This is a genomic window from Agathobaculum sp. NTUH-O15-33, from assembly GCF_033193315.1.
Lineage (GTDB): Bacteria > Bacillota > Clostridia > Oscillospirales > Butyricicoccaceae > Agathobaculum > Agathobaculum faecihominis_A.
In genome coordinates this window covers 1,650,040-1,664,683 of sequence record NZ_CP136187.1, presented here as the reverse complement: position 1 = coordinate 1,664,683, position 14,644 = coordinate 1,650,040, and the positions used below count along the sequence as shown (strand labels likewise).

Annotated in this window: 13 protein-coding genes; 1 reads left to right on the top strand and 12 read right to left on the bottom strand. The window is 55.6% G+C overall.

Annotated features, from left to right (window positions below):
• Positions 1-22: 22 nt before the first annotated feature.
• From RWV98_RS08475 to RWV98_RS08455, 5 genes are all read right to left on the bottom strand, one after another.
• On the bottom strand, positions 23-1,645 hold the full coding sequence (locus RWV98_RS08475; protein ID WP_317865230.1) for an ABC transporter permease subunit: 1,623 nt from the start codon (positions 1,643-1,645) through the stop codon (positions 23-25).
• 9 nt (positions 1,646-1,654) lie between these two features.
• Entirely contained in the window at positions 1,655-2,425 is a 771-nt protein-coding gene (locus RWV98_RS08470) for an ABC transporter ATP-binding protein (RefSeq protein ID WP_280961502.1), read from the bottom strand.
• Between the two features lie 250 nt (positions 2,426-2,675).
• A complete protein-coding gene (gene tnpA, locus RWV98_RS08465) occupies positions 2,676-3,128 on the bottom strand; it encodes an IS200/IS605 family transposase (protein ID WP_317861216.1) in 453 nt (150 codons plus the stop codon).
• Between the two features lie 217 nt (positions 3,129-3,345).
• Positions 3,346-4,992 carry a solute:sodium symporter family transporter gene (locus RWV98_RS08460; RefSeq protein ID WP_280961503.1) on the bottom strand — a complete coding sequence of 549 codons (1,647 nt, stop codon included), beginning with the start codon at positions 4,990-4,992 and terminating at the stop codon, positions 3,346-3,348.
• A 410-nt stretch (positions 4,993-5,402) separates the two neighbouring features.
• On the bottom strand, positions 5,403-6,323 hold the full coding sequence (locus RWV98_RS08455; protein ID WP_317865229.1) for a sugar phosphate isomerase/epimerase family protein: 921 nt from the start codon (positions 6,321-6,323) through the stop codon (positions 5,403-5,405).
• A 175-nt stretch (positions 6,324-6,498) separates the two neighbouring features.
• On the opposite strand from RWV98_RS08455, the gene RWV98_RS08450 reads away from it, so the two are divergent.
• Positions 6,499-7,368 carry a helix-turn-helix transcriptional regulator gene (locus RWV98_RS08450; protein ID WP_317865228.1) on the top strand — a complete coding sequence of 290 codons (870 nt, stop codon included), beginning with the start codon at positions 6,499-6,501 and terminating at the stop codon, positions 7,366-7,368.
• Between the two features lie 58 nt (positions 7,369-7,426).
• Here RWV98_RS08450 and RWV98_RS08445 read toward each other — a convergent pair whose 3' ends face one another.
• From RWV98_RS08445 to RWV98_RS08415, 7 genes are all read right to left on the bottom strand, one after another.
• Positions 7,427-8,020 (bottom strand): lactate utilization protein, encoded by a 594-nt coding sequence (locus tag RWV98_RS08445; protein WP_317865227.1) that lies wholly within the window; start codon positions 8,018-8,020, stop codon positions 7,427-7,429.
• Between the two features lie 90 nt (positions 8,021-8,110).
• Positions 8,111-8,998 (bottom strand): NAD(P)-dependent oxidoreductase, encoded by an 888-nt coding sequence (locus tag RWV98_RS08440; protein WP_317865226.1) that lies wholly within the window; start codon positions 8,996-8,998, stop codon positions 8,111-8,113.
• A gap of 29 nt (positions 8,999-9,027) precedes the next feature.
• The gene (locus tag RWV98_RS08435) at positions 9,028-9,936 is read right to left on the bottom strand and encodes a sugar phosphate isomerase/epimerase family protein (RefSeq protein ID WP_317865224.1); all 909 of its coding nucleotides are present in this window, start codon (positions 9,934-9,936) and stop codon (positions 9,028-9,030) included.
• A 14-nt stretch (positions 9,937-9,950) separates the two neighbouring features.
• The gene (locus RWV98_RS08430) at positions 9,951-11,384 is read right to left on the bottom strand and encodes an ATP-binding cassette domain-containing protein (protein WP_317865222.1); all 1,434 of its coding nucleotides are present in this window, start codon (positions 11,382-11,384) and stop codon (positions 9,951-9,953) included.
• On the bottom strand, positions 11,381-12,394 hold the full coding sequence (locus tag RWV98_RS08425; protein ID WP_317865220.1) for a branched-chain amino acid ABC transporter permease: 1,014 nt from the start codon (positions 12,392-12,394) through the stop codon (positions 11,381-11,383). The genes RWV98_RS08430 and RWV98_RS08425 overlap by 4 nt, the downstream gene beginning before the upstream one ends.
• A complete protein-coding gene (locus RWV98_RS08420; protein WP_317865218.1) occupies positions 12,391-13,266 on the bottom strand; it encodes a branched-chain amino acid ABC transporter permease in 876 nt (291 codons plus the stop codon). The genes RWV98_RS08425 and RWV98_RS08420 overlap by 4 nt, the downstream gene beginning before the upstream one ends.
• Positions 13,267-13,303: 37 nt before the next feature.
• The gene (locus RWV98_RS08415) at positions 13,304-14,581 is read right to left on the bottom strand and encodes an ABC transporter substrate-binding protein (protein ID WP_317865217.1); all 1,278 of its coding nucleotides are present in this window, start codon (positions 14,579-14,581) and stop codon (positions 13,304-13,306) included.
• Between the last annotated feature and the right edge of the window lie 63 nt (positions 14,582-14,644).

Sequence of the window (14,644 nt, the reverse complement as noted above, 5' to 3'; positions counted from 1 at the left end):
GTAACAGTTTCCTTTCATACGTTCATTTCTTCTTTTTATCATTTGCAAGCCGGGAAAATACGGCTTTTGCAACAAAGTTGGTCAGCAGGATCAGCAGGGACAGTACAAAGACTTCGTTGAATTTGTTGACATACTGCAACTGCTTGATCTTGGTAGTCAGCACCATGGTGCGCGCGCCCGCGATGAAGACCAGCGCGCTGATCGTGACCATGGCGTTGATAAAGTAATAGCTGAATACGCTGAGCAGACTGGACACCGCGTTTGGCGTGACCACGCGCAGGATCGTTTTCAGCCAGCTATCCCCCATGAGCATCGCGGTGGTTTCCCACCCCGCGTTCATTTTGGAAAGGGAGTTTTTCATCATCAGATAAGGCGTGGAAAAATAGTGGACGATGTTGCAGACCACCATCAGCGTCAGCGTATTTTGCAGCGGCGTGCCCGAAAAGGCAAAGAGAAACGCCAGACCGAGTACCATGCCGGGAATGGTGTTTGTCACCATGGCGATACTTTCCACCACGCGCTTACACCAAGCGGGCAGCGCGCTGCGCGCCGTGATCAGCGCCGCGCCGTAAGCGAGCAGCGTGCCGAACAGCGCGGTCAAAAGCGCCATCACGATCGAGTGCTGATAGACCGCGAGCAGATCGCCGTCCGCGAGCACCCCGCGTATGTGGTCAAAGGAAAAGGCGGTGCGGTACGGCCAATCCTGCACGAGCGGCACCACGAAGATGACCGCGAATACCGCCAGCATGCAAACGGAGACCGCCGTGCCGCCCAGCCCCCAGCCCACGTCGCGCACGCGGTTTTTGCGCAGGTCGGCGTCTGAAATGCGGTTGTAGCGGATGTTGTACCGTTCCAGAAAGCGCATCAGGAAAATGCTCGCCACGGATGGCAGCAGCATGATCACGGCAACCACCGCGCCCCGGTTGAAATCCGGGATACCGCCGAGCATTTGGTTATACAGCACGGTCGCGATCACATCATACCGGCCGCCGACCGAAGCGGGAATGCCGAAATCCGTAAAGCAGAGGAAAAACGCCTGAATAAACGCCCCGGCCAGCGTGCCGAGCAGCGGACGCAGCACCGCGATCCAGAAGGTGGAAAGATGCGGGTCGCCCATAGTCTTGGAAACGATCAGCGTTTTCTTGTCCACGTAGCACATCGTGTTGCTGATCAGCATAAAGGCCACGGGGATGGTGTAGATGACGTAGCCGATCATCAGCCCCCAAAAGCCGTAGATATTGAACAGCTGCCTGCCCAGCAGCCGCGTGATCAGCCCTTGCTTGCCGAAGGAGTAGATGATGGCAAAGCCGTAAGTAATGGTGGGCAGAAACATCGGCAGCGTCGCCATGGCGCGCAGGATGCGTTTGCACCACGCGGGCAGCCCCGTATAGTGCACCGCGTAGGCCATGACAAAGGCCAGCCCCACCGCGGCCACGGCCGAGGCGGCGGACACGGCAAAGCTGTTTGCAAGCGTTTGCCCAAAGCCGCGCTGCGAAAAGACCGACAGGTAATACGAAGCGGTAACGCCCCCTTCCCCCAAAAAGGACTTAAAAAAGAGGCGTATGGTGGGAATGATAAGGAAGGCGGCAAACAAAGCCGTGATACCCGCGAAAATCAGTTTTAGTTCCCAGTTTTTACGATTCATACGGCCCCGTTACACCGCCTCGGCTGGCATCGGCGCGCGGTCGCCGAAGAGCGCGTAAATATTGTTGCGCTTAATCTCTAGCTGATTCAAAATGAACTTTTTAACAAAGTCGTTTTCCGGCTTATGAATGATCTCCGCCGGGCGGGCGTACTGGGAGATCGTGCCTTCGTCGATGATCAGCACCCGGTCGGACAGTGTCAGCGCTTCCTCGGGATCGTGCGTGACGATAATGGTGGTTAGCTTGTATTCGCGGGCGATCGTCTTGATGCGGTCCTTGATGGATTCCTTGATCACGCCGTCCAGCGCGGAAAGCGGCTCGTCCAGCAGCAGGATGCGCGGCTTCATCACCATGGTGCGCGCCAGCGCCACGCGCTGCTTTTGGCCGCCGGAAAGCTGGTCGATCCCCTTTTCCAGATGCTCGCGCAGGCCCAGCAGATCGATCAGCTCGTCTACCTCTTGCTCCGTGGACACGCCCGGCTTGTTCTTCAAACCATAGGTGATGTTTTTATAAACGTTCAGATTGGGAAACAGCGCGTAATCCTGAAACACAATATTGAATCCCCGCTTTTCCATCGGCGTATGGGTCAGGTCCTCGCCGTCGCACAGGATCTCGCCGCTGTCCGCCGCCGCGATGCCAAGGATCAGATTCAAGAGCGTGGTCTTACCGCAGCCCGACGGCCCCAGAATGGAAACGATCTCGCCGTCGTCCACGCGGATGGAGATATCCCGCAGAACGGGCACGCCGTCGTAGGCCTTTTTGACCGATCTCAGTTCCAACATGTAAAAAGCTCCTTTCACGAGCAAGCATTTCTTCTTTGTTCCAAAGTACGTTGCTATCATACCAATGAGCGGGGCTCCCTTTCCACCGCGCCCGCTTAAACTTTGCGTAAAGCTTTGGTAAAGCGGCCACCTTTCGGAAAGTCATGACCACCCCAAAGCGGGGTGGCATGAACAAGCCCTATAAGGGCATAAAAAAAGCCAGCGCCTAAAAGACGCTGGCTTTCACTTCGTTCAAGCCCTGATGGTAAGACTACTTACTACCCTTGAAAGGGTCAACATATTCTTTCTTACTTAAGCTATCTTCGATTTGATCCTGCTTATCTTGCTCCCTGATATATTTTTGAATCGTGGCCGTATTGATTCCTACCGTGCTCACATAATATCCAGTCGCCCAGAAATTACGACTGCCGAATTTATATTTTAAATTCCCATGCCGCTCGAATATCATCATCGCACTTTTCCCTTTTAAATATCCCATAAACTGCGAGATACTGTATTTCGGCGGCACGCTTACGAGTAAATGAATATGGTCAGGCATCATATGCCCTTCGATGATTTCCACACCCTTCCACTTGCACAAATCCTTTATAATTTGCTGTATATCTTTTCGCAGCTGCTTATAGATTATTTTCCTTCGATATTTCGGTGTGAATACGATGTGATACTTGCATACCCATTTTGTATGTGCTAAACTGTTTGCCATAAAGGTCTTCCTTTCTGTTTCTTTGGTGGCTTGAACACTCACCATTTTATCAGTTTGGAAGTCCTTTTTTGTTTAAACTTGAATCCCACCCGCATTGCGGGCGGTTCTTACCGTATTTGCTCTGCAAATACGCCACCGCTAAAGCACTAACAAAAAGCTCCCCCACAGGTATTGCTTTCGCAATATCCGCGGGGGAGCTTCACAGTAAAACCGTATTTTATTTGGCAAATACCAGCGGGGAGAACAGGATGTACGCCAGAACCATAACGGCCAGCGTGATCGTGGCAAAGAGCTTGCCATGCTTCCACGGCGTCAGCTCGACCGCCTTGACGTCGTTCAGGACGAAATCGGTCTCGCGCGGACGCTTCTTAACGATGACCCACATGATGAACATGTCGACCACAAACAGCACGGCGGTAAAGTACAGATAGTGGATATCCTTCAGGAACGGAATCACGTTGCGCAGACCGAACTGAAGGGTAAAATACAGCACCACATGCACCGGGATGATGATCTTGGGCGCGATGGTGGGCACTTTCTTCCAGAAGAAGCCACACACCAGACAGACCAGAATAGGCGTGTTGAACGCCGCGAACATGGAGTTTACGAAGGTGGTGATACCGCCCATGTAGAGCATGAACGGCGCCATGATCGTCGATACGATGGCCACGACCGTGCCAAAGCGCTGGCCGACCTTCACCATGTAGGCGTCGGAAGCCGTCGGGTTGAAGGACGGACGGTGGATATCAAGCGCGTAGATCGTGGACGCGGAGTTAAGCACCGAGTTGAACGAGGACAGGATCGCGCCGAACATTACGGCGGCGAAGAAGCCGAGAATCGGCTTGGGCATAACGTTAGCGACCAGCATCGGGTAGCCGGCGTCGCCGCTGTTGGCCTGCGCGGCGGAGCCGTACAGCATGAAAGCGATGATGCCCGGGATAACGACGATCAGAGGGGTCAGAATCTTGAGGAAGCCGGCCAGTACGGCGCCCTTCTGCGCTTCCTTCAGGTTCTTAGCGCCAAAGGTACGCTGGATGATCGACTGGTTGGTGCCCCAGAAATACATGTTGTTAATGAACATACCGGTCAGAAGCAGCGGCCAGGGCATGTACGGCTCAGGCGCGTTCGCCGGGTTGATGGCGTTCATCATTTCAGGTTCGGAGTGCAGGAACACGTCCACGCCCTGCATGAAGTTGCCGCCGTGCATCTGGCCCAGCGCGATCAGGCCGAAGATCGGCACCAGCAGACCGCCGACGATCAGGCCGAGGCCGTTGATCGAGTCGGACAGCGCGATGGCCTTCAGACCGCCGAAAATCGCGTAGATCGAACCGACAAACGCGGTCGCGACACACACGACGGCGATGCAGGCGAACTCGCTCCAGCCGGTCAGGCCGGGCAGATCAAAGATGTTGGAGAACACCTGCGCGCCAGCGTACAGGATGTTCGGCAGCATGATGACGATGTAAGAGAGCAGCACGATCAGCGAGACCAGACGGCGCGTGCCCGCGTCGTAGCGCTGCTCGAAGAATTCCGGCACCGTGGTAAGGCCGGTCTTTAAGTACTTGGGCATCAGGAAGAACGCCATAACGATCAGCGCCATGGCCGCCGTTACTTCCCACGCGATTGGGCCCATGCCGACGCGCACCGCTTGTCCATTGGTACCGACGAGCTGCTCGGCGGACAGGTTGGTCATCAGCAGCGAACCGGCGATGATCGGGCCGGTCAGTCCGCGTCCCGCCAGATAGTAGCCATCCTGTGTGTCGAGGTTGTCGCCCCGGGTCTTCCACCACGAGATAAGCGCTACGAGTGCTGTAAACGCCAAGAAAGTAATCGCGGTGAACGCCATGGAATTTAGAAAACTCATTGTCTTTCCCCTTTTTTCCTTCTTATTTATATACCAAGCCGTCTCACCCTTCTCCCCCCTCAAAGGAGAAGGAACAGCTTCGTACTCCCCTTAAAGTTTTTTGCGGGCACGCGCACGCAAAAAACAAAACAGAAGACCGCCCGGCTCCCCTCTCAAAAAAACCGGCGATCTGAGAACGCGATTACGGGGCGCCCCAAAGGGCTCTTCCCCAGTTCTTTACCAATTTTACCATCTCTCGCACCGTATTTCAAACGAAACTTTATGCCAATCTATTGTTTTGTTGGATTGCACATATTCCATATCACTTTTTTATGCAAAACAGAAGGACCCCTCATCAACAAAGCTGATGAAAGGCCCTATGTTTTATGCAATATTCACATACTCTTGGAAAAAGTTTTCAGATACGACCCTTACTTGCCGAGAAGCTCCTTTTCGATGCGCTCGCGTGCTTCGGGCGCCTGCTTTGCCATTTTCTCCGGGAAACCGAACATGGAAACACAGGCAATATTATCGCCGCCGACCTTGGGGGCGTTCGCGCCGATCTGCTTGTTTGCAAAATCCATGTCGCGCAGCGTCTCGAAGATACCGGGGAAGTCCACGTCGCCCTCGCCCATGGCAAGATGCTGGTGGATGGTAACGTCAGCCTTGCCGCGGCCGTTGAGCCAGGGCGGATTGGCGATGTAGCGGCAATCCAGCGTCTGGTTAAAGGTATCGGCAAAGAGAACGTGGGTCAGCTCGTCGCCGCAGTACTGCAGCATCGAGCGAACATCGCCCTTGCCCTGATCGTAGAAAAAGCCGTGGGGCGAGGAGTATACATAGCCCAGATTCTTGGAGCGGAAGGATTTGACCATATCGACGGTCTCGTTGTTCAGCTCGCAGAAGTCATACGGATGGGACTGGATCTCAACGCGGATGCCTTCCTTCTCAATCAGGGGCAGCAGCTCCTCCATCGATTTGAACCACATGCCGTTGCAGATCTCGGCCTGATTGGGGTCGCCGGAAAGCTCGGTGTTGATGACCGGAACGCCCATGTTAACGGCGATCTGGATGATCTTCTTCCAGTTTTCCACCGCGAACTGACGCTGCTCCTCAGTCGGGCCGGACCAGCGGTAAACAACGATGAAGGACGAGATCTCAACGCCGGTCTCCTTCAGCGCCTGACGGTATTCCTGCTCGCACTCCTCGGAGAAGAGCGGGTGCTTGTAAAAGGGATTGATGCGCGGATGGGGGGACTGTTCAATGTACTTGTAGCCCCAGTCGGCCACCTGATGCACCATATCGTTGATCGACATCTGCTTGGCCAATACGTCTACGTCAAATGCGATTTTCATACTTTTCGTCTCCTTTGCTTATGTGGTTTGTGGTTTCCGTTTCATTGCCTCTATTGTAGCACCGCGTTTTTGACAAACCAAGCTGAAAACCGCTCTTCTCATTGACATTTTCGATTTTTTCTGTTGTAAACCAAAGGTGAAACGTGATATTATATAAAAAAGGAGCGTGAAAGTTATGGAAATTAACGAGGCCGGTGTTTCCCGGCGATCTGTGCGCTATTTTTTCACCCCTTCTTCCTATGCCGAGCGTCTGTTCTTCTATCCCACCCGGATTGGGCACTATTTCTGCGACCGGAATTATCAGTTCAGCTGCAACTGTGAGATTGCGATGGAAGCCGGCCACCGCGTCAACTATATGCTGTTTCTCGTGGTGGGCGGCCATATGGATATCGAGCTGGAGGGCGAGCATTTTTCCGCCTCCCCCGGCGACCTTGTGCTGTTCGATTGCAAAAAGCCGCATGAATATCGCGCGCGGACCGACGAACTGGAATTTTTCTGGCTGCTGTTTAACGGCGGACAGAGCGATAGCCTGTACGGCGAGATCCTGTCGCTTCGCGGCGGACACGTGTTTCCCTCCGGCGATCCGGCGCAGGTGCGCCTTTTATTTGAGCGGCTGATCACCTACGGGGAAATGCCGGGCCGCGGGCCCGAGCATACGCTTTCCGAGACTGTGTACGCCCTTTTGTGCGAGCTGCTTGCCGCCGCCTCGGGTCCGGTCGATGATTTTGACGCGCTGATCGACCGCGCGCTCCGGTACATGGACGGACACTATAACGGCGCGCTGTCCGTGGAGGATGTCGCCGCGCACATCGGCCTGAGCGCCTCGTACTTCACCAAGCAGTTCCGCAAGCGCACGGGGTACTCTCCTTACGAATACATCAGCCTGCGCCGCATCGACCGCGCCAAGGAGCTGCTGCTCGCGGGCGGGCGCACCGTGGGACAGATCGCCTTTGAGACCGGCTTTAACAGCGAGGAAAACTTTATACGCGCCTTCAAAAAGAAGGTCGGCGTAACGCCCTCCGCTTTCCGGCAGTACCCTATCTAAAAGCCAAGCAAAAAAAGCCTCCGGCTAGGCCGGAGGCTTTTTTTTGCTTGGGACGTATCTAAAATCCGAGATCCTCATCGATGAACAGGATTTTGGACGGCGTTCGGTTTGGCGCGCGGTCTAAAATAAGCGTCGCGCGGCAGATCCGAGCCGGGCAGTCGCAGTTGTAGCACCGGTCGCCCCGTTCCGCGCAAGGCGTATGGGCCCGGGTCCGCTGTGCGTTTTTGGGCGCCGCGATATGCTTCGCGCGCCAAATGGCTGCGGCGCAGTCGGGCACAATCTTATTGCGGCCGATCAGGTAATAGACTTGCTCCGGTCCGTACAAAGTCATTGCCAGTCTGTTGCCCGCGCCGTCCATGTTCACCAATTCCCCCGTCTCCGACGCCGCGTTGGCGCTGGTGATATATACGGCGCACTGCGCTGCCAAACGCTTTGTCTCGTCGCCCGCGATTCGGTGGTGCCAGACAACAGCGTTTTTTTGTGCAAGCAGCTCGTATAAACCGATCTGCCGCACGGTCACGCTGCCGCCGATGCCGATGGTGCGGCCGGTAAGCGTTTCCGATAAATACGCCGCCGCTTCCGCGCCGGACGCAAAAAAGGCGCAAGAAAACCCATGGGACTGAAACGCCGCTTGCAGTTTTTTATCGTTCATTTTTCTCGCTCCTCGACGGATGGCGGCAGGACGCGCTGCCCCATAACGTTACAACGCGCCCTGCCAAAAAGAAGATGAAAAAGAAATGGTCTAATCCTCCCGCTCGATGCCCGCCTGCGCCTCGAGCAGCTTGACGATACTCCAGTTATCGCCGTCCGGCATCATATTCAAACCGACCTGAAACATCTCACGCGAGACCGTGGTCGCATACAGCGGCACGCCCAGCTTTTTGCCCAGCTCCACGCTGATCGATATGTCCTTTTTCATGGTGGCGATATTGCTTCCGGTGTCTACAAAGTGCCGGTCGATGATCTTTCTGGTTGTATTTCGAGTAATCGCGCTGCCGATAATGCTTTCGTTCAGCACAGAGGCAAACATCTCCAGATCCAGTCCGGCCTTTTCGGCCAAAACCATCGCCTCAAACAGGCCTTCGTATGAGGTGCCTTGAAACGCCTGAATACAGCTTTTGACCGTTTGTCCGTCGCCGACGCGGCCACCGACGAAATAGATTTTGTTCGGATCGCCGATCGCGGACAGCACATCCATGTGGGAATCGATCACTGCCTTATCGCCCGACGCCATCAGCGACAACACGCCGTCGTTCGCGCCGAAGCGCCCGCCGCTGACCGGCATATCCACCACATGTATGCCGCGCGCTTCTAGGGTCTCCGCCTGACGTTTGACATACCACGGGCCGATGGTCGCGGTGATGAACACCGTCGCGCCCGGAGCAAGTCTATCGATCACATCGCTTATCACCGCATCCACATGATCGCCGCTCATGACCATGATGAACAGCACATCCACACCGTCTGCGGTATCGGCGGTTGAGGTAGCGAGCGTGCCGTTCGCCGCCTTAAAGTTGGCGCGCCGGTCTTCGCGCAGGTCATATCCCTTGATGTCGAAGCCGGCGCGCAGAATGTTGCGCGCCATGCCCATGCCCATATCGCCAAGGCCGACAAACCCAATTTTTTTCATATGTATTCCTCCCTTGATAAACGCGCTCCTTATCCGAAGATATCCTGCAAATGGCGGATATCCAGCCGGTATCCATCCGCACACCGGCCGCCGTCCGGGCAATAAATATTTTCCAGCGAAACGCAGCCCTGATATCCGTCCCGCCGCAGCGCCGCAGCCAGCGGCGGCAAGTACTGCGCAAGCTCGCCCGACCCGATCTCACAGATATCCATATAGGAACGGGTGATATCCGCGACGCAATCCTTGATATGGATATGCGACAGGATATCGCGGATGCTCTCGTAAACCTCCAGCGTGGGCATTTCCCCATAGTACATGGCGTTGGCCGGGTCCCACAGATAGCGGATGCGTTTAGAACCGAGGCCGTCCGCGAGCTTTCGCATCAGGTAGGAGGAACATATCTGGCCATTTCCGTTTTCCACGACCAGTGTGATTTGCTCGGTTTCGGCCAGCTCTGCGATCGGACGAAACAGCGACAAAAACTTATCCCAAACCGTGTTGTCGTTCGCGAGCCATTCCCCCGCGCCGTGGCTGCCAAAGGTCACCGGCTGTTTGGCAAAGCACATGACGCGTACCATCGGCGCGCCGGTGATCTTTGCAAAGGCGATCGCATTTTTCAGCTGGCGCATATGCAGCGTATATACCGGATCGCTGATCTCGGTGCTGCGAATGGGTACGCCGCAAAAAGCATGGCTGGTAATAAGGGCCGGTTCGATCCCATATTGGCGAGACAAATCGCGCACGCGATACGCTTCCTCGATCTTTAACGTTTCCACCGGTACGCCCGGCACGCTGCGCGCTTCTCCGGCCTGCAGCGCCGGGTCCTGCTCGCCGTCTAAATGCTGAATCTCGGCGTAGCGAACGCCCGTTTCCCGCAGAACACGGCAGGCCTCTTCATAATTTCCGCTGATGCCGTTTGTAATTGCTGTAATTTTCATGCTGCACGCTCCCGTCACACACCTAAATAGGCTTTCCGAACCGCTTCATTGTCCAAAAGTTCTTTCGCGCTTCCCTCCATGGCGACGCGCCCGGTTTCGAGCACATAGCCGCGCGATGCGATGGAAAGCGCATAGGATAGGTTTTGCTCAATAATAAAGATGCTTGTGCCCTGCTGCGCCACGTTCCAAATGATATCGAACATTTCTTCCACCACGATCGGCGCCAGACCGAGCGAAGGCTCGTCCATCAGAAGCAGCTCGGGCCGCATCATGAGCGCGCGGGCGATCGCCAGCATCTGCTGCTGTCCGCCGCTGAGTGAGCCCGCCTTTTGGTTTTGGCGTTCGCGCAGGATCGGGAACATATCGAAGCTTTGCTCGATCTGCTGGTCGCATTGCGCCCGCACATGCGGGGCATATGCGCCCAGTATCAAATTTTCACGCACGGTAAGCGTGCTTAAAATGCCGCGCCCCTGCGGGATATGCGCAATGCCGAGCGAAGCGCGCTGATAGCTTTTGGCTGCCAGCAGGTCCTGTCCCTTGTAGCGCACCGTGCCGCTCTTGACCGGCATTAGCCCGGATAAAATACGCAATAGCGTGGTCTTACCGCCGCCGTTGGCCCCCACCAAACTAACGACCTCGCCCTTGCCGATCTTCAGGGATACATCGAACAGCACCTGCAGGTCGCCGTAGCCGGCGTTGATGTGCCGCACCTCAAGAAGTTCCATGCTTTTTGGCCCCCCTCCAATATAAACGGCGATCACATCCGGTCTGGTCAGCACTTCGCGCGGCTCTCCCTCACTGAAAAAGCGCCCCTCGTTCAGTACGACCACACGGCTGCAAACATTGACGACCGCGTGCATCACATGCTCGATAAAAAGGATCGTCACGCCCTGCCGGTTGATGCGTTTGACCATTTCAATGCATTCGCCCACCTCCGCAGGGTTGAGGCCCGCCATGACCTCGTCCATCATGATCAGCTTGGGTTCCAAAACCAGCGTGCGCGCCAGATCGAGCCATTTGCGCTTTTCGATCGGCAGCTTGGCGCTGGGAACGTCCTTTTGCTCAATCAGCTCAACGGTTTTCAAAATTCTAAGCGTTTTCTTTTCCGCCTCCGCGAAAGAGTTTTTTTGCAGCGCAATGGAAAACACATTGTCAAATACGTTTAAATTACCAAACGGCTTTGGCGTTTGAAAGGTCCGTCCCATACCCATATGGGTGCGCTTACGGATCGAATCCTTTTCCGACAGCGTGCGGCCGTCAAAAATGATAGAGCCGGAATCGAGCGGATATACGCCTGTGATCAGGTTCACACAGGTGGATTTACCCGAGCCATTCGGTCCGATCAGCCCCAGTATTTCACCCTGCTGCACCCTAAAACTGACATTCTGGACCGCCTTGATGCCGCCGAAAGAAATGGAGATATTTTGAAGCTCCAGCAGGCAGCTCATGTCCCCTGCCCCCTCTCCGCCGCACCGGCCTGCGCCCGCTTTTGCCTGCGGCAGCGCCACTCCGGGATGTCTTCCGTGAAGATGCTGATCACGCCTTTGGGCTTGAACAGCACGATGATAATGAGCAGCAGCCCGTACAGCAGCACGCTGCTGCCCGACTGTCCGAGCAGCACGCTGGAAAGCTCGGTGGCGGGAATGATAATAAACGCGCCGAGCACCGGCCCCCACTGCGTTCCCAGTCCGCCAATGATCGCGACCGAGGCGATCTTCACCGTCATATCCATGCTGCATATCGTCATCGGATCGATAAAGGCGAGAAACATGCCGAGCAGCACCCCAACAAATGATGTCATCATCGCGCTCAGTTCAAAGGACTTGAGCTTGACCCGAAAGGAATCGATTCCAAGGGAGATCGCCGCGTCCTCGTCGCCGTTGACCGCGCTCAAATAATAACCGGTCTTTGACTTGACGAATTTCGATACCACGAACAGCACGATCAGAAGCGCCAGCAGGGACAAATAATAAAACGGCACATCGTTATCAAAATGCAGCTTATAAAAGCTTTGTCCCGTATACGGCGTGTACAGGCCGGAGGTACCGCCCGTTACCTTGTCCGATACCATCAGTACGATGCGGGAAATCTCAAGCAGCGCGATGGTGGAGATGGTGAAAAACGTGCCGCGCCAGCGCAGCGTCGCGCCGCCGATCACCAGCGCTACGAAAAAGGAAAACACCATGGAGATCGGGATGGACAGGATGGGTGAGATGTTGAAGTTCCGCAGCAGGATCATGGCCGTATAGGCGCCGATAGAGACAAACGTTGCGTGACACCACGAGGTCTGCCCGCCATAGCCGCCGACTATGTTCCACGACACGCCCAGCGCCGCATACAGAAAGCAGTACACCGCCATGGAGATGACGTAGTTGGAAGAGATCAGCGCCGGAGCCGCCAGCAGCGCCGCGAGTACGACGATGCCGGTGACCGTACTTTTCTTTTTCAGCCGCTTCACGATACACGCCCCCTTTCCCCAAACAGGCCCTGCGGCCGCACGAACAGAATGATGAGAAACAGAATAAAAATACCGATGGGGCCGTAATCCGCCGCAACAAAGGTCGCCACTACGGATTCAATCACCCCGATCATCAGGCCGCAGATCAGCGAGCCCTTGATACTGCCCAGCCCGCCCATGACAACCGCCATGATACCGGTCGTGCGGAAAATGTTACCGACATTGGGCGTTATGAGATATACGGGGGTCAGCAGCAGGCCGGCAATGCCCGCCATCGTGATGCCCATGACAAAGGCGATGATGTAGATCCGCTGCGCATTGATGCCAAGGATCTGCGCGACCTCTAAATTTTCCGATGTGGCCCGCATCGCGCGTCCCATCAGCGTTTTGTTCATCAGATAGTTGACAAACGCCACAACGATTAGCGTGACCGCCAGCGCGATCAGCCGAGGGTATGCAATGGACAGCGGACCGATCGAAATGGAGGCGTATTTAATGCTTGAAGGGACGGTCATCGGCAGCGTGCCGAAGATCACCTGCACCACGTTCTGAATGACCATGCCCAGCCCCAGCGTGACAAGCAGGGCCACCGAGCTGCCGCGTTTTAGCGACGGCCCCACGCAAAGCTTAAACGTAACAAGCGCGACCAGCGCTTGGATCACCAGTACAAAGGGCAGCAGAAAATAGGTTTCCAGACTCATGAGCTGATAGCACATATAGGTCAGATACATACCAACCATTAAGTACGAGCCCATGGCAAAATTGATAATTTTCATCACGCCGAATACGATCGTGATGCCAATGGCCACCAGCGCATAAACGCCGCCGGACATAATACCATTGATCAGCGTCTGCAAGATCATAAACCCCATATCGCTTCACTCCTTTTTCATCCGCGCATGGTAACCGTTATGTACCGGAAAGCGGCACATACTCATAGTGGGCAAGTTCCTGCGGATAGATCATGCGGCATTCGTAGTCGCTTCCGTCCTCGGTCTTTTGCCACTGTACCAGCGCCGGCACCGAGTTGGTGTTCCATCCGGTCTCGTCAAAGGCGTAAGGCCCGCCGGGGATCACAAACTCGGCGTCCAGCGATGCGATCGCATCGCGGATCTCCGTGCCGTCCGTGGATGCGGCTTTTTCAATGCCGGCCGCTACGGTGAAGATCAGATTCGATATCTGCGCGACGTGCTCGTCGATATATTGCACGCCGAATTCTTCACGGTAGGCATTGAAATAAGCGACCATCTCCTCGTTTTCCATGTTGTGTTTGGAATCCGCCGCGCACGCCGCCGTCGCGACGATTCCTAGGCACTCGTCTCCCATATCCTCGGCAAACTGGTGCAGCAGGATACCGCCCGCGCTGCCAAAAATGATAGGGCTGTAACGCATGGACTTCATCGTGGAAAGCAGCTGCTTGAGATCGGCGGTCTGCGCGTTGACAAACACGACCTCCGCCCCGCTGTTTTTGATCGCGGTGATGATGGAGGAAGCGTCGGACAGGCCGGGTGGGAAGGACTGGTTATAGACGATCTCCGCGCCCGCGCCTTCGATAATAGGCGCGGCCGAGTTCAGCGTGGAACGGCCAACCTCGCTGTCCTCAAACACGATGGCGGCTTTACTCACCGAAACGCCTTTTTCCGCGCCCATCCACTTCATAAAGTCGGCTTGCATCTGGGCATGCTGCGTGCCCTTCGCGCATGGCATAAAAATATACGAATAGCCCTGACCGACAATATCGGGGGAATAATTGCTTGTGACCATCGGCACCCGCGCTTTCTCCAGCACGGGCAGCATGGGAATCGTGGTCGAGCTGGTCGAACTGCCGACGACCGCGCTGATCTTGTTGTTGCTCAGCACGCGTTCCGCGACCGCCTTAGCTTGCGTGGCGTCGCTCATCAAGTCTCCGGTAATCAGATTCAGCTTGGCGCCGCCCAGCGAAGCGATACCGCCCTTGTCGTTGATCCAGTCGACCGCGAACTGACAGGCGCGGAAATCAATTACGCCGTAGTCCGCGCTCGCGCCGGAGGCGCTGAAAAACGCCGCAATATTGACCCCGTCGGCGTTGCCTGCATCGGTCTGTGGCTGCGCGGCGTCTTGCGGCGTATCCTTCGCACATCCGCAAGCGCACAGCAGCGCGCCGGCAGTCAACATACTTACCATTTTACGGATTATTCGCTTATTCACACATATTCCTCCTTTTTTCGGTCCTTGACGAACCACTGTTTTTTGCTTCTTCCTCGTTTCTTA